This window comes from Actinomadura madurae (assembly GCF_900115095.1).
GTDB lineage: Bacteria > Actinomycetota > Actinomycetes > Streptosporangiales > Streptosporangiaceae > Spirillospora > Spirillospora madurae.
Genome location: NZ_FOVH01000010.1, coordinates 305,067 through 329,933, shown reverse-complemented (window position 1 = coordinate 329,933; position 24,867 = coordinate 305,067). Strand labels below are relative to the sequence as shown.

Genomic DNA, 24,867 nt, shown 5'->3' with positions numbered 1-24,867 from the left:
GTGCCGTCTCAGGACGACACTACCTCGGCCTTACGCTTCCTGCTGGCGAAGACGTCGTCGATGAGACCGTAGTCCTTCGCCTCGTCCGCCGTGAGGATCTTGTCGCGCTCGATGTCGCGGCGGACCTGGTCGATGCTCCGGCCGCTGTGCTCGGCCAGGATGCTCTCCAGCAGCTCGCGGATGCGCATGATCTCGCGCGCCTGGATCTCGATGTCGCTGGACTGTCCGTAGGTGCCCTCGGTCGCGGGCTGGTGGATCAGGATCCGCGAGTTGGGCAGTGCCGCCCGCTTGCCCGGCGTCCCGGCGGCGAGCAGGACCGCGGCCGCGGACGCGGCCTGGCCGATGCACACCGTCTGGATGTCCGGCTTGACGAACTGCATCGTGTCGTAGATCGCCGTCATGGCGGTGAACGAGCCGCCGGGCGAGTTGATGTAGATGCTGATGTCGCGGTCGGGGTCGATCGACTCCAGCGTGATCAGCTGGGCCATCACGTCGTTGGCGGACGCGTCGTCGATCTGCACGCCGAGGAAGATGATGCGCTCCTCGAACAGCTTGTTGTACGGGTTCATCTCCTTGACCCCGTACGTGGTGCGCTCGACGAACGACGGAATGATGTAGCGGTTGTCGACCGGCGTCGGGCCGCCGCCCGCCTGCACGCCGGGCCGGGCCATATCGCTGAAGCCGGGTCGGATGAGGTCGCTCATGATGTGCCTCCGATGAGTGTCGATCGTCAAGAGACGGTGCCCTCGGAGGGCACCTGGGTGGCACTGAGCACCACGTGGTCCACGAACCCGTAGTCCTTGGCCTCGTCGGCGGTGAACCAGCGGTCGCGGTCGGAGTCGCGCTCGATCTGGTCGAGGTGCTGGCCGGTGTGCTCGGCGATCTTCTCGGCGAGCGTCTTCTTGACGTACAGCATCTGCTCGGCCTGGATCTTGATGTCGGAGGCCGTGCCGCCGATGCCGCCGGACGGCTGGTGCATCATGATCCGCGCGTGCGGCAGGGCGTACCGCTTGCCCCGGGTGCCCGCGCAGAGCAGGAACTGGCCCATCGACGCGGCGAGGCCCATCCCGACCGTGACGATGTCGTTGGGGACGTACTGCATGATGTCGTAGATCGCCATGCCGGCGGTGACGGAGCCGCCTGGCGAGTTGATGTAGAGCGTGATGTCGCGGCGGCCGTCCTCGGCCGACAGCAGCAGGAGCTCGGCGCAGATGCGGTTGGCGATGTCGTCGTCGACCTGCTGGCCGAGGAAGACGATGCGTTCGCGCAGCAGCCGCTGGAACAGCTGGTCGCCGAGAGGCAGCAGGGGCGCCTCGGCCACCCGCGCCTGGATCCGCGACGACTCGTCGAAAGTCGGAGGCATGCTCACCGGGTGTTCCTCCGGTCCTTTTACTCGGTTCGGATGATTGGACATTAACGCGCGGCGGGGCCCGGTTAAGCCGGGGGACCCGGCTTTTCGCCAGGGGCGTACCCCGGGCGGCCCGGCCGACCCTCGCGTTCCGGACGATCTTCGCCCGCGCGACACCCGGTACACCGCACCCAAAACGGACGCCCCGCACCCGTGGGAACGGATGCGGGGCGGCCCGGTGCGCGGGAGGACGTCTCAGGCGTCCTTGTCCTTCGCGTCCTGCTCGTCCTTCGCCTCGGCGGCCGGGGCGTCCTCAGCGGGGTCCTCAGCAGCGGCCTCGGCCGTCTCCGCCGGAGCCGCGTCCTCGGCGCTCTCGGCGTCCTCGGCCTGGGCGTCCTCGGCCTGGGCGTCCTCGGCCTGGGCGGTCTCGCCGTTCAGCTCGCGCTGGAGGGCGTCGACGTCGATCTCGTTGCCGGACTCGTCCTTGACGGTGACGTGCTCGACGACGAGGTTCAGCGCCTTGCTGCGCAGGACCTCCGACACGATCGCCGGAAGCTGGTTGTTCTGCGTGAGGTACTCGGCGAGCTGCTGCGGCTGGACGCCCATCTGCATCGCCTGCGTGACGACGTACTCGCTGAGCTCCTCGTTCTCGACGCCCAGCTCCTCCTGGACGGCGAGCTGGTCGAGGACGAACCCGCCCTTGACCGCGAGCCGGGCGGCGTCGGCGACCTCGGCGTCGAACTCCTCGGCGGTCTTCTCCTCTTCCTTGAGGTAGTCCTCCTTGGACATGCCGGCCATCTGCAGCTGCTGCTCCAGCTGCTGGTTGCGGCGGCCGACCTCCTCCTCCACGACCTTGTCGGGCAGCGGGATGTCGACCTTCTCCAGCAGCGCCTCGAGGGCCTTGTCGCGCGCGTCCGACAGCTGCTGCACCTTGACCTGCCGGCCGAGCCGGGTCCGGACGTCCTCGCGCAGCTCCTCGATCGTGTCGAACTCGCTGGCGAGCTGGGCGAACTCGTCGTCCAGGTCGGGCAGGTTCTTCACCTTGACGCTCTGCACGGTGACGGTGATCTCGGCCTCCTCGCCGGCGCGCTCGCCGCCGGGCAGGGTGCCGGTGAACGTCGTCTCCTCGCCCGCGGCCAGGCCGATGATGGCGTCGTCCAGGCCCTCGACGGACGACCCGCTGCCGACCTCGTAGGAGTAGCCGGTGGTGGAGGCGTCCTCGACCTCCTCGCCGTCGATCTTCGCGGCCATGTCGATGGTGGCGAAGTCGCCCTCCTCGGCGGCGCGCTCGGCGCCGGTGAGGGACGCGAACCGCTCGCGCAGGTTGCCGATGGTCTCCTCGACCTGCTCGTCGGTGACCTCGGCGTCGTCCACGACGACCTCCAGGCCGTCGTAGTCGGGCACCTCGAACTTCGGCCGGATGTCGACCTCGGCGGTGAACGCGAACTGGGTGCCGTCCTCCAGCTCGGTCACCTCGACGTCGGGCTGCCCGAGCACGAAGATCTCGGTCTCCTCGACGGCGCGGCCGTACAGTTCCGGAAGCGCGTCGTTGACCGCCTCCTGCAGGACCGCACCCCGGCCGACGTACTTGTCGATCAGCGGGGCGGGGACCTTGCCGGGCCGGAAGCCCTTGATCCGCACCTGCTGGGAGATCTCCTTGTACGCCTTGTCGAGGTTCGGCTTGAGCTCGTCGAACGGAACCTCGACGGTGAGCTTGACCCGCGTGGGGGTCAGCTCCTCGACATCGGTCTTCACTGGGGTCGGTCTCCTTGATCGGGCGCTGTCTCGGCCGCGGCGTTCGACGCGTGCTCTTCCTCTTCTGCCTGCGAGCCCCTCGGCCTGCGCGCAGCGGGCTGCGCCGGTGCTCATCGGCCGGTCAGTCTCTCAGCGGCGCGGGCACGCCGAGATACGGCTCCGCGCCTTCGCGCGCCAAGTCTATGGGGTCGCGGCCCCGGCTGCGGACATCGGACGCCTACAAGACCGGCGAATCGCGTCAACGGTGCCGCACAGGCAGTGACATAAGGGATCCCAGCCCCCATACTCGTCCGGGATGAACGGGATAGCCGCGGCCTTCAGTGCGACCGGTCTCTACTACCTCGGGTTCGCCGTCTTCAAACTGGCGGCGGACCGGATGCCGCCTGTACGGGGCAACCGCATCCCGCACATGATCTGGTCGATCGTGAGCAACTGGATCTTCCTCATCGCGCTCGGGTTCGTGCTCGGCGGGCTCACGCTGCAGATCATCGCGCTGCGGAACCTGCCGCTGTCCACCGCCGTCCCGATCTTCATGTCCGGCGTCGTCCCGCTGCTGCTCATCGCGCTGGTCTTCTTCGGCGAGCGGCTGACCGGGCGCGAGTGGCTCAGCCTGCTGCTGATCGGCGCGGCGATCCTGCTGCTGACCGGGTCGCTCAGCGGGAGCGAGCCGATCAGCTCGGCGGACGCGCCGCTGTGGAAGATCGCGGTGGTGGTCGCGCCGGCGGTCGCGGTGCCGATGCTGATCCTCGTCCTCGGCGACCACCGGCCGGACGGCCGGCACGCCCGCCCGATCACCGGGATCGCCTACGGGCTGAGCTCCGGGTTTCCGGTGGGCACCGCGGAGCTCGCGATCAAGGGGTGGAGCGACGACGCGCACGCGTCCAGCCCGCAGATCGCCGCGACGGCCTGGCCGTACCTGACCGTCCTGGCGGCGGCCATCGGGTTCGGGATCATGGTCATGGCGTTCCAGCGGTGCCGGGTGTCGATCGTGGCCACCGTGATGACGGTCGCCGCCAAGACCTACCTGCTGACCATGGGGACCTTCCTCTACGGGGAACCGTGGCCGCAGGACGCGGCGCACTCCGCGATGCGGCTCGGCGCGCTGGCGCTGGGCGCGATCGCCGTCCTGCAGTTCCCGCGGCACCGGCCGATCCCGGAGGAGCCGGACGACCCGTCCCGCGCGAGGTCGGCCGAGGCGTCCGCCTCCGCCGACCCGTTCGGGACCTCGTCCATCGGCGGGCCCGTGCTCGGCGGGCCGCAGTTCGCCGATGCGGCCGAGGTCGGGCGGGCGCAGCCGCAGGTGCCGCCGCCGCGTTCGCCGCTCGGGCAGGACCGGCTCGGGCAGGGCCCGTACGACCCCCCGGAGGGTTCGCCGCGCCGCGCCGAGCCGCCGCACCCGCGGCGGCCCATCCGTCCGCAGAGCCCGACCGAGACGGGCTCCGACGGACGGTGGCGCGGCTTCGGCGAGTAGCGCGCCTCCGGCTCAGCGGCCCTTGCGGTCCTTTCCGGGGAGGCCCTTGTCCAGGCCCGCGCGGCGCAGTGCGTCGGCCATGGCTCCGCCGCCGGAGAAGTCGCCGCCTCCCTGGCCGCCGCCTCTCTGACCGCCCTTCTGCCCGCCCTTCTGCCCGCGTTGCCCGCCGCCTCCCTGCGCGCCGCGGTTCTGGCCGCCGCGCGGGTTCTGGCCGCCGCGGTTCTGCCGCCCGCCCCGGTCGCGCGGCTCGCCGCGCCGGCCGCCGCCCTGCTGGTCGCGGCCTGGCTCGTCGTCCAGCCGGAGGGTGAGCGAGATCCGCTTGCGCTGCAGGTCGACGTCCAGGACCTTCACGCGGACGATGTCGCCCGGCTTGGCGACCTCGCGCGGGTCGGAGACGAACTTGTCGGACATCGCGGAGATGTGGACGAGCCCGTCCTGGTGGACGCCGACGTCCACGAACGCGCCGAACGCGGCGACGTTGGTGACGACACCTTCGAGGATCATCCCGGGTTCGAGGTCGGAGAGCTTGTCGACGCCCTCCTTGAACGTGGCGGTCCGGAACGCCGGGCGGGGGTCGCGGCCGGGCTTCTCCAGCTCGGCGAGGATGTCGGTGACGGTCGGCAGCCCGAACGTGTCGTCGACGAAGTTCGCCGGCTTGAGGGAGCGCAGGACGGCGGTGTTGCCGATGAGCCCCTTGATGTCGTTGCCGGCCGCGTCCAGGATCCGGCGGACGACCGGATACGCCTCCGGGTGCACGCTGGAGGCGTCCAGCGGGTCGTCGCCGCCGGGGATGCGCAGGAAGCCCGCGCACTGCTCGAACGCCTTCGGGCCGAGCCGCGGGACGCTCTTCAGCCCGCCGCGGCTCCGGAACGGGCCGTTGGCGTCGCGGTGCGCGACGATGTTCTCCGCGAGGCCCTCGCCGATGCCGGACACGCGGGTGAGCAGCGGCGCGGACGCGGTGTTGACGTCCACGCCGACCGCGTTCACGCAGTCCTCGACGACGGCGTCGAGGGAGCGCGACAGCTTCACCTCGGACACGTCGTGCTGGTACTGGCCGACCCCGATCGACTTGGGGTCGATCTTGACCAGCTCCGCGAGCGGGTCCTGGAGGCGGCGGGCGATCGACACCGCGCCGCGCAGCGAGACGTCCATGCCGGGCAGCTCGCGCCCGGCGTACTCCGACGCCGAGTACACCGACGCGCCCGCCTCAGACACCATGATCTTGGTGAGCTTGAGGTCGGGGTGCCGGGCGATCAGGTCGGCGGCGAGCTTGTCGGTCTCCCGGGACGCGGTGCCGTTGCCGATGGAGACCAGGTCGACCTCGTGCGCGCGGGCGAGCCGGGCGAGGGTCTCGATCGACTCGTCCCACTTCCGGCGCGGCTCGTGGGGGTAGATCGTGTCGGTGGCGACGACCTTGCCGGTGGCGTCCACGACGGCGACCTTCACGCCGGTGCGGAGCCCCGGGTCCAGGCCCATGGTGGCGCGGGTGCCCGCGGGCGCGGCGAGCAGGAGGTCGCGCAGGTTGGCGGCGAACACGCGGACCGCCTCGTCCTCGGCCTCCTGCCGCAGCCGGGTCCGCAGGTCGATGCCGAGGTGGACGAGGATCCGGGTGCGCCAGGCCCAGCGGACAGCGTCGGAGAGCCACTTGTCGCCCGGGCGGCCCTGGTCGGTGATCTGGAACCGGCGCGCGATCTCCACCTCGTAGGAGCTGCGCGCGGCCGGGTCGTCGCCGGCGTCCTCGGGCTCCAGGTCGAGGTCGAGGACCTCTTCCTTCTCACCGCGGAACAGCGCGAGTACGCGGTGCGAGGGCAGCTTCGCGAACGGCTCGGAGAACTCGAAGTAGTCGGCGAACTTCGCGCCCGCCTCCTGCTTGCCGTCCCGGACGCGCGAGACCATCCGGCCCTGGTTCCACATGCGCTCGCGCAGCGCGCCGATGAGGTCGGCGTCCTCGGCGAACCGCTCGACGAGGATGGCGCGGGCGCCCTCCAGCGCGGCGGTCTCGTCCGCGACGCCCTTCTCGGCGTCCACGTAGGCGGCCGCCTCGGTCCGCGGGTCGCGGGACGGGTCGTCCAGCAGCGCCTCGGCGAGCGGTTCGAGCCCGGCCTCGCGGGCGATCTGCGCCTTGGTGCGCCGCTTCGGCTTGTACGGGAGGTAGATGTCCTCCAGCCGCGCCTTGGAGTCGGCCGTCATGATCTGGGCCTTCAGCTCGCCGGTGAGCTTGCCCTGCGACTCCACCGACTCCAGGATCGCGGCGCGGCGCTCGTCCAGCTCGCGCAGGTAGCGCAGCCGCTCCTCCAGCGCGCGGAGCTGGGCGTCGTCGAGCGCGCCGGTCGCCTCCTTGCGGTAGCGGGCGATGAACGGGACGGTCGCCCCGCCGTCGAGCAGGTCCACCGCGACCCGCACCTGTCCCTCGCGGACGCCGATCTCGCCGGCGATCCGCTCGGTGATGGGCCGGATGGCGGGCTCGGTGCCCTGGCCGTCGGGCGTCTGGCTGATGGTCGCTGTCACAGCTTGGATTCGCTTTCTCCCCTGGATGTCGCCAGTGCATTGTGCAGGGAACGGGGCCGGTTGTCTTGTCGCCGCCCGAGGACGGTAGGCCTAACCCCACCCGCCGCGGGCGGAAGAGGGGGTCTAACACCACCGAGCCCTCGCACGCCAACGTCCAGAATGGGGGGACGTCCACGGTCATGGCGATTTCTTGGAGGATCAGGTGAGCGAGCAGCTCCGCGGTTACGGGCGCCGCATCGTCCTCAGCGTCGTCCGCGGGATCGTCCAGATCGTGCTGGCGTACACGGTGAACCTGCCGCTTTTCATCTTGGCCGTGCTGTCGATCGCTTTCATCCCGCTCGGCGCGGGGATCGTGCTCACGCCGGTGGTGTTCCAGGCGATCCGGTCGATCGCCAACCAGCAGCGCGCGTGGGCGGCGGAGTGGTCGGGCGTGACGATCCCCCTCCCGTACCGGCCTGAGCCGCGCGGGGCGGGACCGTTCAAGCGGCTGGGGTGGATGCTCGGCGATCCGGCGTCCTGGCGTGACCTGTTGTGGACGCTGCTGAACGTGCCGGTCGCGCTCGTCCTCGGCGTGCTGGCCGCCGGGACGACGATCTACGGGCTGGAGGGCGTTCTCGTCGCGCCCTGGGTGGCGATGGTCGCCGACTTCGGGTGGGGGCCGTTCTGGATGCTGAGCGATTACGGGGTCATCGGCATCGTCGGCTCGATCGTGCTGGGTGCGGGGTTGACCGTGGCGTCCGTTCCGTTGGGGCCGATGTTCGTGAAGGCGCACGCTCTGTTCTCCCGGTCGCTGCTCGCGCCGACGAAGGGCGCCTTGACCGAGCGCGTCCAGCGGCTCACCGAGACCAGGTCGGACACCGTGGACGCCTCCGCCGCCGAGCTGCGCCGCATCGAGCGGGACCTGCACGACGGCGCGCAGGCCCGGCTCGTCGCGCTGAGCATGAACATCGGGCTCGCCGAGGAGATGATGAAGCACGACCCCGAGACCGCGCAGAAGCTGCTGGCCGAGGCGCGCGAGGCCAGCGGGAGCGCGCTCACGGAGCTGCGCGACCTGGTCCGCGGCATCCATCCGCCGGTGCTCGCCGAGCGCGGCCTGGACGGGGCCGTGCGCGCCCTCGCGCTGACCCTGCCGCTGCCCGTGGACGTCCGGGTCGACGTGCCCGGGCGTGCCGAGGCGCCGGTCGAGTCGGCGGCGTACTTCGCGGTGGCGGAGATGCTCGCCAACGTGGTCAAGCACTCGGCGGCGCGGCGGGCCTGGCTCCAGATCGAGCACACCGGCGACCGGCTGCTCATGATCATCGGGGACGATGGGACCGGCGGCGCCGACCCCGCGCACGGGAGCGGCATGCGCGGGATCGAGCGCAGGCTCGCGGCGTTCGATGGGACCATGGCCGTGACGAGCCCGCCCGGCGGGCCGACCGTCGTGACCATGGAGCTGCCTTGCGCGTTGTCATCGCCGAAGATCTCGCCCTCCTCAGAGACGGGCTGATCCGCCTGCTCGGCGCGTTCCAATTCGACGTCGTGGAGGCGGTGGACAACGGGCCGTCCCTGCTGCGGGCGCTGACCACGCACCGCCCGGACGTCGCGGTGGTGGACGTCCGGCTCCCGCCGACGTTCACCGACGAAGGCCTGAAGGCCGCGCTGGAGGCCCGCGAACAGATTCCGGGGCTGCCGGTGCTGGTGCTGTCGCAGCACGTGGAGCAGCTGTACGCGCGGGAGCTGCTGTCCGACAGCACGGGCGGCATCGGCTACCTGCTGAAGGACCGCGTGTCGGACGTCAAGGTGTTCGTGGAGGCGGTGCGCCGGGTCGCGGACGGCGGCACCGCCCTCGACCCGGACGTGGTGTCCCAGCTGCTCACCCGGCACGCCCGCGAGGAGCCGCTGCAGCGGCTGACGCCCCGCGAGCGGGAGGTGCTCGGGCTGATGGCGGAGGGGCGGTCGAACGCCGCGATCGCCGCGAAGCTGTTCGTCACCGAGAAGGCGATCAGCAAGCACACCAACAGCATCTTCGGCAAGCTCGGGCTGCCGCAGTCGGAGGACGACAACCGCCGCGTCCTCGCCGTCCTGGCGTACCTGGGCGCCTGATCACCCCGGCGGCCTGATCACCTTCGGCGGCGCTCGGTCACCGCGCCCACGGCGGGACGATCCGCTCGTCCCCCTGCGGCGCGATCGCGCACTTCTCCGGGTCGACGACGGCGTCCGGGTCGTAGGCGAGGCAGCCGGCGTGGGCGGCGACCACGGCGGTGAATCCGGAGTCGCCGGCCGTCATCCGGCGCGGCGCGTCGGCGGGCAGGACGACGGTGTCGCCGGGCCGCGCCTGCAGCGTGCGGCCGTCCAGGTCGACGGTCGCCGCGCCGTCCAGGAACGTCCACACCTGCTCGGTGTCGAAGGCGTGCCGCGGACCCGTCTTGCCGGGCGCCATGTCGACGCGCCAGACGGCGATGCCGCCGGTGCCTCCCTGGGTCGGCGTCGCGAAGGTGGTCATCACGCCGTTGGGCGTCTCGGTGCGGCGGCTCTCGGCATTGCGGACGAGCGTCATGGTCCCGATCCCCTAAGTTGGACAACAAGGTTGTCCATATAGTCAATGAGGTTGTCTTTTATGTCAAGCGAGCCTCCCGGCTTCGAGCTGCCGCTGCGGCTGTTCCTCGCCTTCCGCGTGATCATCGACGAGCTGCACGCCGAGCTGGCCCGCGAGGGGCACCCCGAGCTGCGGCCGATGCACGGCTTCGTCTTCCAGGCCATCGGCCCGGACGGCACGACGGCCGTGGAGCTCGGCCGCCGGCTCGGGGTGTCCAAGCAGGCCGCGGGCAAGATGGTCGATTCGCTGGAGCGGTCCGGGTACGTCGAGCGCGCCGCCGACCCGCGGGACGCGCGGCGCAAGATCGTCCGGCTGACCGGGCGGGGCGTGGACGCGCTCGCCCGCTCCGCGCGCATCTTCGACCGGATCCGGGCCGACTGGGCCCGGCGGCTCGGCGCGGACCGCATGTCGGCCCTGGAGGACGATCTCCGCAGGATGACCCCCGCGGACCTGTGGCGCCTCGACATGCCCGGCTGGTTCGGGACGCCGTGAAAAATCTTTCGCGTCCGATGACCGTACGAGTCCAGGCAGCCGCTTAGACCACTCCCCCGGACGCCCGCGGGCCCGCCACCAGGCCTTGTCGGCGCCGTCCGGCCCGGTTACGATCTGGCCAATTCTTAGGAAACTTTCCTAAGAATTGAGCGGGGATTCCTGTTTGCTTCGGGGGCCGGACCGAACGGAGAATCATGACACGACCGGGCGGACGGCGGGCCATCGCGCTCGCCGGCGCAGCGACCCTGGCGGTGGCCACCGCCCTGCTCACGGCGCCGCCGGCGTCGTCGGCGGGAACGGTCACCGCCACCTGCAAGAAGGCCTCCGACTGGGGCACCGGCTTCGACGGGACCTGCACGATCACCAACGGCACCGGCGCCGCGATCAACGGCTGGCGGCTGGAGGCCGACCTGCCGGCCGGCACGTCCGTCGGCAACGTGTGGGACGCGACGAAGGCCGTCTCCGGCAACCACTACACCTTCACCAACGCGAGCTGGAACGGGACGATCGCCGCGGGCGCCAGCGCGAGCTTCGGGTTCGGCGGCAGCGGCTCCGGCTGGTTCACCGGCTGCACGGTCAACGGCGCGGCCTGCGACGGCTCCGGCGGTCCCGGCGGGGACACGCAGGCTCCCGCGGCCCCGTCCGGACTCCGCTCGACCGGCAAGACCGCCACGAGCGTGAGCCTGGCCTGGAACGCGGCAACCGACAACGTGGGCGTCACCGGTTACGACGTCTACAACGGCTCCGCGAAGGCCGCCTCGGTGACGGGCACCAGCGCCACGATCAGCGGGCTGTCCGCCAAGACCGCCTACACGTTCACCGTGAAGGCCCGCGACGCGGCCGGGAACACCTCTCCCGCGTCCGGCGCCGTGTCGGTCACGACCGACGAGGGCGGCGGCAACCCCGTCGCCGGTGACAAGGTCATCGGGTACTTCGCCGAGTGGGGCGTGTACCAGCGGAACTACCACGTCAAGAACATCGAGACGAGCGGATCCGCCGGCAAGCTGACCCACATCAACTACGCGTTCGGCAACGTCCAGGGCGGCAGGTGCACCGTCGGCGACAGCTTCGCCGACTACGAGAAGACCTACACCGCCGGCGAGAGCGTCGACGGCGTCGCCGACACCTGGGACCAGCCGCTGCGCGGCAGCTTCAACCAGCTCCGGAAGCTGAAGAAGCTCCACCCCAACCTGAAGGTGCTGTGGTCGTTCGGCGGCTGGACGTGGTCCGGCGGCTTCGGCCAGGCCGCCGCCAACCCGGCCGCGTTCGCCGAGTCCTGCTACAACCTGGTCGAGGACCCGCGCTGGGCGGACGTGTTCGACGGCATCGACATCGACTGGGAGTACCCCAACGCCTGCGGCCTCACCTGCGACACCAGCGGCCCGAACGCGCTGAAGAACGTGCTGTCGGCACTGCGCTCCAAGTTCGGGTCGAACAACCTCGTGACGGCAGCGATCACCGCCGACGCGAGCGACGGCGGCAAGATGGACGCGACCGACTACGCGGGCGCCGCGCAGTACGTCGACTGGCTCAACCCCATGACCTACGACTACTTCGGCGCCTGGGCCGCGCAGGGTCCGACGGCGCCCCACTCGCCGCTCACGTCCTACCCGGGCATCCCGCAGGCCGGCTTCAACTCCGCCGAGACCATCGCGAAGCTGAAGGCCAAGGGCGTCCCGGCGAACAAGCTGCTGCTCGGCATCGGCTTCTACGGGCGCGGCTGGACGGGCGTCACCCAGTCCGAGCCCGGCGGCACCGCGACCGGCGCGGCGCCGGGCACGTTCGAGGCCGGCATCGAGGACTACAAGGTCCTCAAGGGCAAGTGCCCCGCGACCGGCACCGTCGCCGGCACCGCCTACGCCAAGTGCGGCAGCGAGTGGTGGAGCTACGACACCCCGTCCACCATCGGCGGGAAGATGGGCTACGCCAAGGACCAGGGCCTGGCGGGCGCCTTCTTCTGGGAGCTGAGCGGCGACACGACGGGCGGTGAGTTGATCACCGCGATCAAGAACGGTCTCGGCTGAGCTGTTCGCAGGAAGGGGAACTCCCAGCCCCTCAGACAGCCGGGACCTCGGGCCCCTGACCACCTGGACGCCGGTCAGGGGCCCTCCCCTGTTCTAGGTGGGGACTGGGCTCAGGCGAGGGACTGGCCGCCGTCGATCGTGAGGATCTCTCCGCTCATGTAGGCGTTGGCCATGAGGAAGAGGGCGGCGGAGGCGGCCTCCTCGGCCGTCCCGAACCGTCCGAGCGGCATGTCCCCGCCCGCCTCGGCCATCGCCGCGTCGCCCTCCGCGCCGGCGGCGGCTCCGTAGAGACCCCGCAGCAGCGGAGTGTCGAACGCCCCGAAACGGATCGCGTTGACCCGGAGGCGGGAGGGCGCGAGCTCGACCGCCAGCGCGCGGGTGAGCGCCTCGACCGCGCCGACCGCGGCGAGCGGCGCGGACATGCCCGGCCGCGGACGCGCGACGAGGATGCCCGAGGTCAGCGTGATCGACCCGCCCGGGGGCATGCGCGGGACGGCGGCGCGCGCCGCGGTGAGCGCCGCCCACGCCGGCGCCTCGACGGTGGTCCCGGCGGTGTCCCGGGTGAGCCCGGCGACCGGGCCCATCCCGGCCGGGCGCCCGGCCGTCACCAGTACGTGGTCGACCGTGCCGGCGCGCTCGAAGACCTCCTCCAGCGCGCTCTCGTCGGCGACGTCGGCCGCCGTGCCGGACACCTCGGCGCCCGTCCCGGCCGCGGTCACGCGCGCCACGGCGGCGTCCAGGCGCTCCTTGTCGCGGCCCGCGAGCACGATCCGCGCCCCGGCCGAGGCGAGCAGCTCCCCCGCGGCCAGGCCGATGCCGGAGCTGCCGCCGAGGATCACCGCCGTGCGGCCGGCGAGGCTCTGCGGGAGCGGTGAGCGGACCGGGACGGGTGCGTCGGTCATGGCCATGGGCCCTCCTCCGAATTAAACCATCTGGTTGTTTTAGAATGATCGCCGAAGCGGCCGAAGTCAACCGGGTGGTTTAATCCGCGTATGGGCTACGACGCGGAGGCGACCCGCCGGCGGATCTTCCAGGCCGCCACCGCCGAGTTCGCCGCGCGCGGGCTCGCGGGCGCCCGGATCGATCGCATCGCCACCGAGGCGCGCGCCAACAAGCAGGCCATCTACCTGTACTTCGGCAGCAAGGAGAAGCTGTTCGGCGCCGTGGTGCGCGCCAAGATGGCGGAGATCGGCCACGCGACCGACATCGATCCGGACAGCCTGGCGGAGTCCGTTGGCAGGCTGTTCGACTGGTACCGGGAGCACCCGGAGCTGGTCAGGCTGCTGCTCTGGGAGGCCCTTGAGACCCCGGACCGGACGCAGGGCGAGGCGGAGCGCCGCGAGGAGTTCCAGCGGAAGGCCAGGCACTTCACGGAGCACGGCGCCGGCGGCGGCACCCCGGACCCGGACCGGTCGCAGGCCGTCCAGGACCTGATGTTCACCGTGTTCGGCCTCATCGCGTGGAACTTCGCCGTCCCGCAGTTGCGGCGGATCGTCCTGGACGAGGAGGACGAGGCGGCCGCCCTGGCGCGCCGCCGCGCGTCCGTCATGGAGGCGGCGCGCGTGCTCGCCGAATCACACGGATTCGGCTGAGCGGGCTCGACGACGTTGGGAGTTGCCTTGCAGGACTGGACGCTGCGTCAGACCTACCCGAGCCAGGGTGGTGAGGTTCGGTGGGATGTGCTCGGGAACGAGCACGCGGATCCGGTCGTGCTCCTGCATGGCACACCGTTCTCGTCCTACGTGTGGCGTGGTGTCGCGCGCGCTCTGGCGACGACCCACCGCGTGTACGTCTGGGACATGCCGGGGTATGGGACGTCCGAGAGGAGCGATGGACAGGACGTCTCACTGGCGGCGCAGGGCAAGGTCTTCACCGAACTGCTGGCGCATTGGGGCCTGGACGAGCCGTCCGTCGTGGCGCACGACTTCGGCGGCGCCGTGTCCCTGCGGGCGCATCTCCTGCACGGTGTGCGCTACCGCCGCCTCGTCCTCGTCGATCCGGTGGCGCTCGCTCCGTGGGGGTCTCCGTTCTTCCGCCTGGTCGGAGCCAACGCCACGGTGTTCGAGCAGCTCCCGCCCGCGCTGCACGCCGCCCTCGTCCGGGAGTACGTGACGTCGGCGAGCCACCGCGGCCTGCACCCCGCCGCCCTCGATTCGCTCGTGGAACCCTGGCTGGGAGAAGACGGGCAGCCCGCGTTCTACCGGCAGATCGCGCAGGCCGACCAGCGCTACACCGACGAGGTCCAGGGGCGGTACGGCGAGCTGTCCCTCCCGGTCCTGATCTGCTGGGGCGCCGAGGACACGTGGATACCGATCGAGAAGGGCCGGGAGCTGGCCGGCCTTGTCCCGGGCTCGCGCCTCCATCCGATCGCGGGCGCCGGTCACCTGGTGCAGGAGGACGCGCCCGCCGAGCTGACCGCCGCGCTCCTCGGCTTCCTGTCGTGATCACGGCCGTGCTGTTCGACCTGGACGGGACGCTCCTCGACCACGAGGGCGCCGCGGCCGAGGCGATCGTCCGCTCCTTCCCGGACGCGGACCCGGTGTGGCTCGTCCGGCGCTGGTCGGAGCTCACCGAGGAGGCCGTCGACCGGTATCTGGCGGGCGAGCTGACCATGGACGCGCAGCGCCGCCTGCGGATCGTCTCGCTCGCCCGGGACCTCGGACTCGGCGAATGGGACAAGGCCCGCGCCGACGCGTGGATCGCCGGGTTCCTCCCCCGCTACCGGGCCGCCTGGCGCCCGTTCCCCGACGCCGCCGGAGCGCTGGACGCCCTCGCGGCGCGCGGGCTCCGGCTCGGGGTGATCACCAACGGCGACGCCGGGCAGCAGCGCGCGAAGGTCCAGCGGATCGGGTTCGCCGACCGGCTCCCCGTCGTCGTGGCCTCCAGCGAGGCGGGCTCCGCCAAGCCGGCCGCGGCCATCTTCCGGACGGCGTGCGCGGCCCTCGGCGTCCGGCCGGATGCCGCCGCCTACGTCGGGGACCGGCTCGCCACCGACGCCCAGGGCGCCGCCGCCGCGGGCCTCACCGGCGTGTGGCTCGACCGCTCCGGCGGTCCAGCGCCCGGCGACCTGGACGTCCCCCGCATCACGACCCTGGAAGCCCTCCCCGAGGCGCTGGCCGTGTGACGGCGTGGGCGGCCCTCCGGCCGGGCGGCCCTCCGGCCGGGGCCGCCCGCCGCCCGGGTCAGTCCGTCTTGAGGACCGCCTGGATCTCCAGGACGATCTGGACCTTCTCGCTCAGCCCCAGCCCGTTGCTGCCGGGGATCTTGGCGGTGTCGCCGACCCCGAACTCCAGCCGGCTGATCTCGCCGGTCGCGGTGAACCCCGCGCGGGCGCCCTTGAACGGGTCGTCCTCCCGGAACGGGTCGGGGCCGAAGCCGCCGATCTCCAGCTTCAGCGGGACGTTCTTCGTGACGCCGCGCAGCGTGAGCTCGCCGTCCAGGACGAAGTCCTCCCCGTCCGCGCGCAGGCCCGTGGAGCGGTACGTCATCGTCGGGTACTTCACCACGTCCAGGTAGTCGCCCGACCGGACGTGCTCGTCGCGCATGCGGTTGCCGGTGTCGATCGAGGTCAGCTCGATGGTCGCGGTCACCGACGAGTCCAGCACGTCCTCGCCGGTCTCGATCGTCCCCTCGAACGAGCCGAACCGGCCGCGGACCTTGCTGACCATCAGGTGCCTGATCGTGAAGCCGACGCCGGAGTGGACGGGGTCGATGGTCCAGGTGCCGGCGACGTAGCCGGGGATCTCGACAAGCTCGGCGGTCATCGTGTCTCCTAGTGGTTATGAATGGTAAGGCGGTTCCCATCAGGAACCGCCTCTATGGTGCGGACACCCCAGGAGTCGGCACAAGAAGGCACTTTTTTCTGCCCTGGTCACTTGGAGATAACCATGGAGCACACACCCGCGGGATGCCGGGCACGCGAGATCCTCGACCGGGTCGGCGACAAGTGGTCGCTGCTGGTCATCTCACTGCTCGGCGAGCGGCCCAAGCGCTTCAACGAGCTGAAGCGCGAGATCGACGGGATCAGCCAGCGGATGCTCACCGTCACGCTGCGCGGCCTCGAACGCGACGGGATCGTCACCCGCACCGTCTACCCGGTGGTGCCGCCGCGCGTGGAGTACGCGGTCACCCCGATGGGCGCGACCCTCATGGAGGTGTCCACCACCCTCGTCCGCTGGGCCGAGTCCCATCTGGAGGACATCGACGCCGCCCGCGCCGCGTACGACGCCCGCGCCGCCGAGGAGGAGGCGCTCAAGGAAGGCGCGGCGCCCGAAAACCGCGTGCTGGAGCCGAGCACGCGGCGGTAGCGTTAACAGCGATGGACCTTCACGAGGTGGGACGGCGAGCTAGCCGCGCCGAGCTGGGGAACGGGCAGTCGTGCCCGGCCCGGCTCGGCGGTGCGCGCCGTCATCCCATCGACCTCGTGAGGCCGTCCCATGCGTTCGACTGACATCCGTTCGACCTTTCTCGACTTCTTCCAGGAGCGCGACCACCGCGTCGTGCCGTCCAGCCCGCTGATCCCGTCCGATCCCACGCTTCTGCTGGCGAACGCGGGCATGAACCAGTTCAAGCCGTACTTCCTCGGCGAGACCACGCCTGACCACCCCCGCGCGGTGTCCGTGCAGAAGTGCGCGCGCACGTCCGACATCGAGAACGTGGGCCGCACCACGCGGCACGCGACGTTCTTCGAGATGCTCGGGAACTTCTCCTTCGGCGACTACATCAAGGCGGAAGCGATCTCCTGGGCGTGGGAGCTGTTCACACGCCACTACAACCTCGCCCCGGAACGCCTCTGGGTCACCGTGTACCTGGACGACGACGAGGCCGCGAAGCTCTGGCAGAGCGTCGGGGTCCCGTCCGAGCGGATCCAGCGGCTCGGCATGGAGGACAACTACTGGTCGATGGGGATACCCGGCCCCTGCGGACCGTCCTCCGAACTGCACTACGACAGGGGCCCGTCCTTCGGGCGCGAGGGCGGCCCCGCGGTGAACGGCGAGCGCTACCAGGAGCTGTGGAATCTCGTCTTCATGCAGAACCTCCGTGGCGAAGGCTCCGGCAAGGACGGATATCCGATCCTGGGCGAGCTTCCCGCACGCAACATCGACACGGGACTCGGCCTCGGCCGCCTCGCCGCGGTGCTCCAGGACGTGGACACGGAGTGCGAGACGGACCTGCTCGCCCCCACCTTCCGGCTCGTCCAGGAGATGGCGGGCCGCGGCTACCCGGGACGCGACGGCAGCGACGACTCCACGTCGTTCCGCATCGTCACCGAGCATTCCCGGTCGATCGCCTTCCTCATCGCGGACGGCGTCATGCCCGCCCGCGACGGCCGCGGCTACGTGCTGCGGCGGCTGATGCGGCGGGCCGTCCGGCACGCCCGCCGGCTCGGCATCGACGACCCGGTCCTGCCCGCTCTCACGTCCAGCGTCATCGACACCCTCGGCGACGCGTGGCCGGAACTGGCCCGGCAGTCGCCCCTGATCCGGCAGACGGTCGGCGCCGAGGAGGAGGCGTTCGACCGAACCCTGCGCCAGGGCTCCCAGCTCCTCGACGCGGCGATCGGCCGCGCGACGACGACCATCTCGGGCCGCACCGCGTTCGAACTGCACGACACCTACGGCTTCCCGATCGACCTGACCATCGACGCGGCCCGCTCGGCCGGCCTCACCGTCGACGAGGACGCGTTCGCGGAACTCCTCGAAACCCAGCGCCGGCAGGCACACCGCGCGGGCCAGGGCCGCAAGTCGGACGCGGTCGCACGACAGGACGCCTACCGCCGCGTCACCGCACGACACGGCCTCACCGACTTCGTGGGCCACACATCGGAAACCGCGGAAACCCAGGTGCTCGCACTCCTCGGTCCGAACGGCGAGCTGCCCAGGGCAACCCAGGGCGACGAGATCGAGATGGTCCTCTCCCGCACCCCGTTCTACGCGGAGTCGGGCGGCCAGGTCGGCGACACGGGCACGATCCGCACATCCGACGCGAACCTTCGCGTCCTCGACACCCGCCCCGGACTGGACGGCCTGCACGTGCACACCGTCCGCATACTGGACGGCGAAGTGCGGCCCGGCACCCAGGCAGAGGCGACCGTCGACGCGGACCGCCGCGCGGCGACCGCACGCTCGCACAGCGCGACCCACGTCCTGCACGCGATGCTGCGCCGCCTCCTCGGCGACCACGCCGCCCAGCACGGCTCCCGCGTCGAGCCCGGCCGCCTGCGCTTCGACTTCGCGCACTTCTCCCCGGTCGACACCGACCCCGTCCAGACCCTCGTCAACGACTACCTCCTCGACGACCCCGACGTCCGCGTCTGGGAAGCGAGCCGCGCCGAGGCGGAGGCCGCAGGAGCAATCGCGCTGTTCGGCGAGAAGTACGGCCAGGATGTCCGCATCGTGGACATCGGCGACGCGTCCCGCGAACTCTGCGGCGGAACCCACGTCGGCCACGGCTCGCAGGCGGGCCCCGTCCACATCGTCGGCGAGTCGTCCATCGGCACCGGCCTGCGCCGCATCGAGGCGCTCACCGGCGCCGACGCCCTTCGCCACCACAACCACGAGCGCAACCTGCTGCACGAGCTCGCGGCGCTCCTGAACGTCCATCCCGACCAGGCCCCCGACCGCCTGCGGCAACGCCTGGCCACCCTCACCGAAATCCAGCGCCACCTGGAGAACCTCCACCAGGCAGAACTCGAGAAGCACGCAGCCCACCTGGCGTCCCTCGCGGAGCCCGTCCCGGGCGGCTGGCTGGTGGCCCAAACCATCCCCAACCTCACCGGCACCGACCTCCGCACGATCGCCACCGGCGTCCTCTCCCGCCGCGACCGCCACGGCATCGTCGTCCTGGGCACGGAAACCAACGGCAAGGCGGCCCTGGTCGCCGCCGCAGGCGCGGACACCAACATCCAGGCCCGCACCATCCTCACCACCGCGGCCCGCGAGGTAGGCGGCGGCGCAGGCGGCAAGGGCCCCATGGCCAGCGCGGGCGGCCGCAACCCGGAGAACCTCCCCCAGGCGATCACCACCGCCGCTGCGGAGGCCCGCACCCTCCTCGCCGACCACTGACGCGAGAGCCCCCGTCCCAGGACGGGGGCTCCATGTCGGGCTGGCGGGATTTGAACCCACGACCCCCGGCACCCAAAGCCGGTGCGCTACCAAACTGCGCTACAGCCCGCGGATCGCGAGAGCAGTCTAGTGCCGATCAGCCCGCCCCGCTCCGCGCGCCACGTCCACCCCCGGAACCCTGTACGCTACGGGATGGCGATCGAGGCCCGCGTGCCTCCGCTCGCGGGCGTAGCTCAATGGCAGAGCCCCAGTCTTCCAAACTGGCTACGCGGGTTCGATTCCCGTCGCCCGCTCCCACCAAAAAGGCCCAGGTAGGAACCCCGTTTCCCCACCTGGGCCTGGCCTTTCCCATGATCGCTAAGGCTTCCGTGACCGATCGTTCAGGCGTGCCCCTGTCACCCTTGTCACTGCCCCGAGCCACCTTGAACGCCTCACCGAGCGGTTGGCGTCCTTTTGCGGGTCGGGCTTGTCGCGTCCCTTGTAGGGCGTGAGGATGTGCGCGTCAGCGCCCTGGTAGGCCTTGTCGGCCAGCACGAGCAGCCCGGTGGCGGCCAGTGCCCAGGTGACGCCCCAGATCGGGGCCGCGGTGAGGTCGTGGACCGAGCCGCGCATAGGTCCCGACACCCATAGCAGTGTCCCGTCCGGTGCGGTGATGACCTAAAGGTTCATGCCGTGGCGGCGATGTTTTCCCCGAGTAGTGGGGCCGGTCGGCGGCGACCCGGTCGATCGAGATCAGGGTGCCGTCCAGCACCAGGTACGGCAGCCCGTCCTTGACCGCTTTGGCCAGCGTCGCGCCGAGTTTGGGTGCGCGGGCGGCCAGTACGTCGACGGTCTCGTTGACGTAGCGCCACGCGGTGGTGGAGACGGCGAATCCGACGCCCAGTTCGGCGTAGGTCTCGCCTTTATGCAGGTAGATCGGGTCATCAGGGCCTGCACGCCCGGCGGGCACCGGCCCTTGCTCGCGATGGCCTGGCGGTGGAGGCGGACCACACCGGTGGCGTAGGTCAGGGTCTGAGGCGACAATGGCAGCGCAGCACGGTACAAAAGCATGTGAGGCCATAACAATGGGGTGGTGGTCCAAAGGGGCCGGGTTTGGCTTATGTGAAGCTGCCGTTGATGGTTTGAGAGGCAAGGCCGCCCGCCCCCTGGACGCTTCGGCCACTGATTGAGAGCTGCGGATCATCGCTGTTTATGGCTTCGTCGGCGGGGCGTTCCTTGGACCACAGAGGCATAGCCTGACGTGGGAAGGAACCCCCTGTTGAGAGTCCAGCGAGTCTGGGTCGGAGTCGATGTCGGCAAGGCCCACCACTGGGCGGTGGCCGTCGACCACGAGGGTCGGCGACTGCTGTCCCGAAAGGTCGCCAACGACGAAGAAGCGATCCTGGCCATGGTCGCCGCAGCTTGCGAATGGGCCGGCGAGGTCCGGTGGGCGGTCGACATCTCAAGTCGGTTGTCGGCGCTGCTCTTGGCCCTGCTGGTGAGCCATGGCCAGCAGGTGGTGTACGTGCCCGGCCGGACGGTGAACCGCATGGCAGGGGCGTTCGCGGGCGAGGGCAAGACCGACGCCAAAGACGCCCAGGTCATCGCCGACGTCGCCCGGATGCGGTCCGGGTTCCGGCTGATCACGACCTCGCCAGAGACGATTCACGAGCTCGCACTCCTCACCTCCTGCCGTCGCGACCTGGCCAGCCATCGGGTCCGCATGATCAACCGTCTCCGTGAACTGCTGGTCGGCATCTGCCCGGCCCTGGAACGCGAATTCGAGTACAAGTCCCGGACCGGCCTGGTGCTGTTGACCGGCTTCCAGACGCCTGCCGCGTTGCGCCGCATCGGGGTGAAGCGGCTGACCGACTGGCTGGTGCGCCGCAAGGTACGCTCCGCGGCCGATATCGCCGAACGCGCGGTCATGGCCGGTCGTGCGCAGCAGACGATCCTGCCCGGCGAGGCTCGGGCCGCCAGGCTCGTCGCGGACCTCGCCCAGCAGATCCTCGACCTGGACGAACGCGTCAAGCAGCTCGACGCGGAGATCACTGAGGTCCTCGCTGGAGACGAGACCGCCGAGATCATCCAGTCGTTGCCGGGCATGGGACCACTTCTGACCGCCGAGCTCATCGCGCGGACCGGGGACCTGTCGAGCTATCGCAACGCAGGGCACCTCGCGGCCCACGCCGGGATCGCCCCCGTGCCCAACGACTCGGGGCGGCGGCTCAACAACCTGCACCGCCCCGCTCACTACGACCGACGTCTGTGCAGGATCTTCTACCTATCAGCCCAGACGGCCATGTCCAGACCCGGCCCCTCACAGGAGTACTACCGCAGGAAACGAGACGAAGGGAAATCCCACGTCCAGGCCGTCCTCAGCCTCGCACGCCGCCGAGTCGATGTCCTCTGGGCCATGTCGAGAGACCGCCGCCGCTACACAGCAGTCCCACCGACAGTGGCCGCTTGACAGGACATTGAGATGCCTCTGGTGGGGGACGGGGGTTGTGAGAGATCAACCGTGCTACTGGGGGCTTCTTGATGTCCCGCACCGCTCACGCCGTCCGCGACCATGCTGTGATCAGCGCCCCGGAATCAGCCGCTGAAAAGGCTCACTGAGCAGCCGCATTAGGGCGGGTGGCCGACAAGGCGTACTTCCTAAGATCGAAGTGTCTGTCGCTCTGGATGCCGAGAGCGACGGGGTGGCCGCCCCGGTTAAACACCGGCGTACTTGGCCGGGGAGATGCCTATCGCTGCGGTGAAGTCGCGGGTCAGGTGTGACTGGTCGAAGTAGCCGAGGTCGTCGGCCAGCGCGGCCCAGTCGATGTGGCCGCCCTGGTCGGCGCGGGCCGCGGCCTCGTGGAGACGTGCTCGCCGGAGCACCCACTTGGGGCTCGCGCCCACATACTCGGCGAACAATCGCTGCAGGGTTCGGACGGAGACATGCAGCGCCTCCGCCGCTTGATCGACCCGGAACAGATTGGGGTCGGCGGTGATGGCGTCGACCATTCCGGCCACTTCTTCGGCTACGGGATCTGGTTCGGGAAGGACTTCCCGGAGGAACTCCTCGGCCGGCTTCACCATCGCGCCGAGATCGGTGTGCTGGAGAACGGCCCGGCTAACGTCCTCCACGTCGGGGCCGAGGACGTCCGCGGCGGGGAGCCTGCGGTCGGCGAGGTCGATGACCGGCCCTGCCGTGAACGACCGGAAACCGCCGGGGCGGAACTTCACGCCGAGGACTTGGCCCCGCCCCTCAAGCCGCCGGACGAACAACGTCCGGTCCACGCCGTAGATCAGCGGAGACGGCTCCTCGAAGACGAGATGAACGTTCGGGTGCGATAGCACCTTCGTCTCGTACGGCTGGTCCGTCCGCCATCGGACGTGCCAGTAGAAGTCCACGAAACGCGCCAGGGTGGGGCTCGGAGACGCCCTGTCGATGGTGGCGACACTCGCCTGCTCGCGCGGGTACAGCACCCCTCGTCCCAGATCACCCACGTGACCAGGGTACTGGCGCGTTTGTCCAAGAGGTGCTCCCACGGGCTCTCGTAACGTGCAGCGTGTGAATGAGAACCACGCCTACATGAAGGAATGCGCATCCGAGGCGGCCCGCGTCGCCCATACGGTCCAGCCGGACCGGCTCACGGATCCGACCCCGTGCGGAGAGTTCGACCTCCGGACGCTCGTGAACCACCTGGTGCTCTACACATCCCACGGGCTTGAGCACCGTGCGCTGCGCAAGGAGCTTCCGGAGGATCTCACGGAGCGCGACTTCACCGCCGATGCCGCCTGGCCGCACGAGTACGCCGTCCAACTCGACCGCGCGGTCGCGGCCTGGGCGGACCCGTCCGTGTGGGACGGGGAGATCGCCGGCACTCCCGCCGCCGACATCGCCGTGATGATGATCATGGAGATGGCCCTGCACGGCTGGGACGTCGCGAAGGCCGCCGGCGAGGAGTATCGCATCTCACCCGAAACCGGCCGGTTCATCCTCCAGGTCGTGGAGAAGTACGCCGAGATGTACCGCCAGTACGACGGTTTCGCCGACCCTGTGCCTGTCGGCGAGAACGCGTCGCCCTTCCAGCGGGCGCTTGCTGCTTCGGGCCGCGATCCCGGATGGCGACCGAGCACCCGCTGACCGTCGGCCGGTCGGCTCGCCGCCGTTGCAGGGGGGCGCCCGTCCACTGCGACGGGGCCCCCGGGGCAACGCGGCCAGTTTGATACATGCCTCATCGGTCGCGCTGCCGCTGCGGGTGCCGAACGTGCTGGGCGGGGATGGCGCCCGATCCCTTCAATGAGCTTCGTGAGCGGGCGTGCGTCGCTACTTCGTCGAGTTCGCGCGCCTGTTCGCGGCTGGCGTCAGCGGCTGGTCGGGCGTGTTTCTTGGTCTTTCGGTGGCTACGGCGGAGGCTGAGAGGAGTGTCGCGGTGGCGAGGGTGCCCCAGAGGGCGGCTGGGCCGCGAGTTGCGAGAGCGGTGATGACCGCCGGGGAGACGGCGAGACCGAAGCCTGTGGAGAGTTGGAAGCGGGCGATGGTGCGTCCTAGGACGCGGGGTGGGGCGAGTGCGGTGACAAGCGCGGTGGCGCTGCCGGCGTAGAGGATCTCGCCGATGGTGCAGGGTACGGACACTGCGGCGATGGCCGGGGCGCCCCAGCCGCGTCCCAGTGAGGTGGCCGCGAGAAAGCCCAGGTAGGACGCGGTGAGGACCACGCCGGAAAGGGCCAGCACGGTCCGTCGGGAGAAGCGGGACATCAGGACGGTGACCGGCACCTGCAGGGTGACGACCAGCACCGTGTTGGCGACGAAGACGGCTGCCGACCACACCGGGGATGCGTGGAATTGCGTCACCAAGACCAGGGGGATCGCGATCTCGGGGACGTTGAGGCAGAAGACGTAGACCACGTTGGCGGCGAGTAGCGCGAACATGCGGGGTGCGGGCTCGTCACGCGACGGCGCGCGAGCGGGCCCTGGACCTCGCCCAGGCCCGCGGCGCGCTCCAGGAGGCCTTCGCGGAACGGCTGCTCGCGGACCCGGCCGCCGTGCGGGCGCGGGTGCGTCACACCCTCGAACAGTGCGCCGAGGCCTTCTTCGACGCCGCCTGGACGGGCGTCGCCGTGCAACTCGCCACCGACCTGCGCCTGAAGAACGACCTGCTGAAACGCCAGGGCGTCGAGGCGGCACTCGCGTCGGTTTCCAGCGCCGTCACCCTGGCGCCGGACGCCACCTGCATCGTCGTGGACAAGTTGCAGGACGACGCGATCGCCGCCCACGACACCGGGGTCACGTTCGTTCCCAGCGTCTTCGGCCGCCCGCACCTGGTGGCGATTCACGCGCCTGGGTGGCGGCCCGTGGTCCAGTACCCCGTCGCCGAGCCGAGTCCATCGGAGCCCGTATCGCTGGAAACGGTCACGCTACGGCTGGAGGCACTCGCGCATCCGGTGCGCCTGCGGCTGCTGCGCACCCTGGCCCGCGGCCCGCACACCACCGGTGAGCTGGCCAATGCCTGGGAACTTTCGCCCTCGGAGGTCTCCCGTCACCTCGCCGTCCTGCGCTGAATACCTCCGGTCCGCCAGGACGTGAGCGATCGTCGCCTTCGCAACATCGTCCGACTCGGTCGGGAGGGGAGGAGGTGCTGGAACTGGATGCGTGG

The 24,867-nt window shown here is 70.7% G+C and carries 22 protein-coding genes, 2 tRNA genes and 1 pseudogene; 14 read left to right on the top strand and 11 right to left on the bottom strand.

Going from position 1 to position 24,867, the window contains the following annotated elements; all coding sequences use genetic code 11:
* Positions 1-8: 8 nt before the first annotated feature.
* From BM339_RS27455 to tig, 3 genes are all read right to left on the bottom strand, one after another.
* The gene (locus tag BM339_RS27455; RefSeq protein ID WP_024935656.1) at positions 9-671 is read right to left on the bottom strand and encodes an ATP-dependent Clp protease proteolytic subunit; all 663 of its coding nucleotides are present in this window, start codon (positions 669-671) and stop codon (positions 9-11) included.
* A 59-nt stretch (positions 672-730) separates the two neighbouring features.
* Positions 731-1,363, bottom strand: coding sequence for a ClpP family protease (locus BM339_RS27450; protein ID WP_021597021.1), 633 nt, complete (start codon positions 1,361-1,363; stop codon positions 731-733).
* 240 nt (positions 1,364-1,603) lie between these two features.
* Positions 1,604-3,103, bottom strand: coding sequence for a trigger factor (gene tig, locus BM339_RS27445; RefSeq protein ID WP_075022687.1), 1,500 nt, complete (start codon positions 3,101-3,103; stop codon positions 1,604-1,606).
* A gap of 295 nt (positions 3,104-3,398) precedes the next feature.
* Here tig and BM339_RS27440 point away from each other — a divergent pair, with 295 nt between their 5' ends.
* Positions 3,399-4,574, top strand: coding sequence for a DMT family transporter (locus BM339_RS27440; protein WP_024935657.1), 1,176 nt, complete (start codon positions 3,399-3,401; stop codon positions 4,572-4,574).
* A gap of 12 nt (positions 4,575-4,586) precedes the next feature.
* Here the strand turns inward: BM339_RS27440 and BM339_RS27435 are convergent, their stop codons facing one another.
* The gene (locus tag BM339_RS27435; protein WP_083597985.1) at positions 4,587-7,082 is read right to left on the bottom strand and encodes a Tex family protein; all 2,496 of its coding nucleotides are present in this window, start codon (positions 7,080-7,082) and stop codon (positions 4,587-4,589) included.
* Positions 7,083-7,284: 202 nt separating this feature from the next.
* On the opposite strand from BM339_RS27435, the gene BM339_RS27430 reads away from it, so the two are divergent.
* Both BM339_RS27430 and BM339_RS27425 read left to right on the top strand, forming a co-directional pair.
* The gene (locus tag BM339_RS27430) at positions 7,285-8,571 is read left to right on the top strand and encodes a sensor histidine kinase (RefSeq protein ID WP_075022686.1); all 1,287 of its coding nucleotides are present in this window, start codon (positions 7,285-7,287) and stop codon (positions 8,569-8,571) included.
* Entirely contained in the window at positions 8,523-9,167 is a 645-nt protein-coding gene (locus tag BM339_RS27425) for a LuxR C-terminal-related transcriptional regulator (protein ID WP_021598893.1), read from the top strand. Before BM339_RS27430 ends, BM339_RS27425 begins: the two co-directional genes overlap by 49 nt.
* A 37-nt stretch (positions 9,168-9,204) precedes the next feature.
* Here the strand turns inward: BM339_RS27425 and BM339_RS27420 are convergent, their stop codons facing one another.
* Entirely contained in the window at positions 9,205-9,621 is a 417-nt protein-coding gene (locus BM339_RS27420) for a cupin domain-containing protein (RefSeq protein ID WP_021598892.1), read from the bottom strand.
* A gap of 60 nt (positions 9,622-9,681) precedes the next feature.
* Here BM339_RS27420 and BM339_RS27415 point away from each other — a divergent pair, with 60 nt between their 5' ends.
* Entirely contained in the window at positions 9,682-10,152 is a 471-nt protein-coding gene (locus BM339_RS27415) for a MarR family winged helix-turn-helix transcriptional regulator (protein ID WP_021598891.1), read from the top strand.
* 194 nt (positions 10,153-10,346) lie between these two features.
* Positions 10,347-12,176, top strand: coding sequence for a glycosyl hydrolase family 18 protein (locus BM339_RS27410; RefSeq protein WP_083597983.1), 1,830 nt, complete (start codon positions 10,347-10,349; stop codon positions 12,174-12,176).
* Positions 12,177-12,286: 110 nt separating this feature from the next.
* On the opposite strand, the gene BM339_RS27405 is transcribed toward BM339_RS27410, so the two are convergent.
* A complete protein-coding gene (locus BM339_RS27405; protein WP_075022738.1) occupies positions 12,287-13,078 on the bottom strand; it encodes an SDR family NAD(P)-dependent oxidoreductase in 792 nt (263 codons plus the stop codon).
* Between the two features lie 90 nt (positions 13,079-13,168).
* Here BM339_RS27405 and BM339_RS27400 point away from each other — a divergent pair, with 90 nt between their 5' ends.
* The 3 genes from BM339_RS27400 to BM339_RS27390 are packed head-to-tail and all read left to right on the top strand — an operon-like array spanning position 13,169 to position 15,300.
* Positions 13,169-13,768, top strand: coding sequence for a TetR/AcrR family transcriptional regulator (locus tag BM339_RS27400; RefSeq protein ID WP_075022685.1), 600 nt, complete (start codon positions 13,169-13,171; stop codon positions 13,766-13,768).
* Positions 13,769-13,795: 27 nt separating this feature from the next.
* Positions 13,796-14,620 carry an alpha/beta fold hydrolase gene (locus BM339_RS27395; RefSeq protein WP_075022684.1) on the top strand — a complete coding sequence of 275 codons (825 nt, stop codon included), beginning with the start codon at positions 13,796-13,798 and terminating at the stop codon, positions 14,618-14,620.
* On the top strand, positions 14,617-15,300 hold the full coding sequence (locus tag BM339_RS27390; protein ID WP_075022683.1) for an HAD family hydrolase: 684 nt from the start codon (positions 14,617-14,619) through the stop codon (positions 15,298-15,300). Before BM339_RS27395 ends, BM339_RS27390 begins: the two co-directional genes overlap by 4 nt.
* 58 nt (positions 15,301-15,358) lie before the next feature.
* On the opposite strand, the gene BM339_RS27385 is transcribed toward BM339_RS27390, so the two are convergent.
* The gene (locus BM339_RS27385; protein WP_075022682.1) at positions 15,359-15,940 is read right to left on the bottom strand and encodes a YceI family protein; all 582 of its coding nucleotides are present in this window, start codon (positions 15,938-15,940) and stop codon (positions 15,359-15,361) included.
* Positions 15,941-16,063: 123 nt separating this feature from the next.
* Here BM339_RS27385 and BM339_RS27380 point away from each other — a divergent pair, with 123 nt between their 5' ends.
* Positions 16,064-16,483 carry a winged helix-turn-helix transcriptional regulator gene (locus tag BM339_RS27380; RefSeq protein ID WP_021596242.1) on the top strand — a complete coding sequence of 140 codons (420 nt, stop codon included), beginning with the start codon at positions 16,064-16,066 and terminating at the stop codon, positions 16,481-16,483.
* A gap of 129 nt (positions 16,484-16,612) precedes the next feature.
* A complete protein-coding gene (gene alaS / locus BM339_RS27375) occupies positions 16,613-19,240 on the top strand; it encodes an alanine--tRNA ligase (RefSeq protein WP_075022681.1) in 2,628 nt (875 codons plus the stop codon).
* Between the two features lie 35 nt (positions 19,241-19,275).
* Here the strand turns inward: alaS and BM339_RS27370 are convergent.
* Positions 19,276-19,349 (bottom strand) — tRNA-Pro (locus BM339_RS27370).
* Between the two features lie 113 nt (positions 19,350-19,462).
* On the opposite strand from BM339_RS27370, the gene BM339_RS27365 reads away from it, so the two are divergent.
* Positions 19,463-19,533, top strand: a tRNA-Gly gene (locus tag BM339_RS27365).
* Positions 19,534-19,651: 118 nt separating this feature from the next.
* Here BM339_RS27365 and BM339_RS51745 read toward each other — a convergent pair.
* Positions 19,652-20,290: pseudogene (locus tag BM339_RS51745) on the bottom strand (transposase); the annotation flags it as partial.
* Positions 20,291-20,495: 205 nt separating this feature from the next.
* On the opposite strand from BM339_RS51745, the gene BM339_RS27350 reads away from it, so the two are divergent.
* Positions 20,496-21,689 (top strand): IS110 family RNA-guided transposase, encoded by a 1,194-nt coding sequence (locus BM339_RS27350; protein ID WP_075022737.1) that lies wholly within the window; start codon positions 20,496-20,498, stop codon positions 21,687-21,689.
* A 245-nt stretch (positions 21,690-21,934) separates the two neighbouring features.
* Here the strand turns inward: BM339_RS27350 and BM339_RS27345 are convergent, their stop codons facing one another.
* Entirely contained in the window at positions 21,935-22,714 is a 780-nt protein-coding gene (locus BM339_RS27345; protein WP_075022678.1) for an AraC family transcriptional regulator, read from the bottom strand.
* 64 nt (positions 22,715-22,778) lie between these two features.
* Here BM339_RS27345 and BM339_RS27340 point away from each other — a divergent pair, with 64 nt between their 5' ends.
* Positions 22,779-23,354, top strand: a complete 576-nt coding sequence (locus BM339_RS27340) for a TIGR03086 family metal-binding protein (protein WP_218163767.1) — start codon at positions 22,779-22,781, stop codon at positions 23,352-23,354.
* A 183-nt stretch (positions 23,355-23,537) separates the two neighbouring features.
* On the opposite strand, the gene BM339_RS27335 is transcribed toward BM339_RS27340, so the two are convergent.
* A complete protein-coding gene (locus tag BM339_RS27335; RefSeq protein WP_244938381.1) occupies positions 23,538-24,143 on the bottom strand; it encodes an MFS transporter in 606 nt (201 codons plus the stop codon).
* Between the two features lie 5 nt (positions 24,144-24,148).
* On the opposite strand from BM339_RS27335, the gene BM339_RS27330 reads away from it, so the two are divergent.
* Positions 24,149-24,772: a DUF5937 family protein gene (locus tag BM339_RS27330; RefSeq protein ID WP_256255474.1), complete on the top strand. Its 624-nt coding sequence runs from the start codon at positions 24,149-24,151 to the stop codon at positions 24,770-24,772.
* The last annotated feature ends 95 nt before the right edge of the window (positions 24,773-24,867 follow it).

Coding starts and splice junctions, on each gene's coding strand:
- BM339_RS27455 (WP_024935656.1), bottom strand. CDS start 671: ATGGCCCGGCCCGGCGTGCAGGCGGGCGGCGGCCCGACGCCGGTCGAC.
- BM339_RS27400 (WP_075022685.1), top strand. CDS start 13,169: ATGGGCTACGACGCGGAGGCGACCCGCCGGCGGATCTTCCAGGCCGCC.
- BM339_RS27385 (WP_075022682.1), bottom strand. CDS start 15,940: ATGACCGCCGAGCTTGTCGAGATCCCCGGCTACGTCGCCGGCACCTGG.
- BM339_RS27405 (WP_075022738.1), bottom strand. CDS start 13,078: ATGACCGACGCACCCGTCCCGGTCCGCTCACCGCTCCCGCAGAGCCTC.
- BM339_RS27380 (WP_021596242.1), top strand. CDS start 16,064: ATGGAGCACACACCCGCGGGATGCCGGGCACGCGAGATCCTCGACCGG.
- BM339_RS27440 (WP_024935657.1), top strand. CDS start 3,399: ATGAACGGGATAGCCGCGGCCTTCAGTGCGACCGGTCTCTACTACCTC.
- BM339_RS27415 (WP_021598891.1), top strand. CDS start 9,682: ATGTCAAGCGAGCCTCCCGGCTTCGAGCTGCCGCTGCGGCTGTTCCTC.
- BM339_RS27335 (WP_244938381.1), bottom strand. CDS start 24,143: ATGTTCGCGCTACTCGCCGCCAACGTGGTCTACGTCTTCTGCCTCAAC.
- BM339_RS27450 (WP_021597021.1), bottom strand. CDS start 1,363: ATGCCTCCGACTTTCGACGAGTCGTCGCGGATCCAGGCGCGGGTGGCC.
- BM339_RS27410 (WP_083597983.1), top strand. CDS start 10,347: ATGACACGACCGGGCGGACGGCGGGCCATCGCGCTCGCCGGCGCAGCG.
- alaS (WP_075022681.1), top strand. CDS start 16,613: ATGCGTTCGACTGACATCCGTTCGACCTTTCTCGACTTCTTCCAGGAG.
- BM339_RS27420 (WP_021598892.1), bottom strand. CDS start 9,621: ATGACGCTCGTCCGCAATGCCGAGAGCCGCCGCACCGAGACGCCCAAC.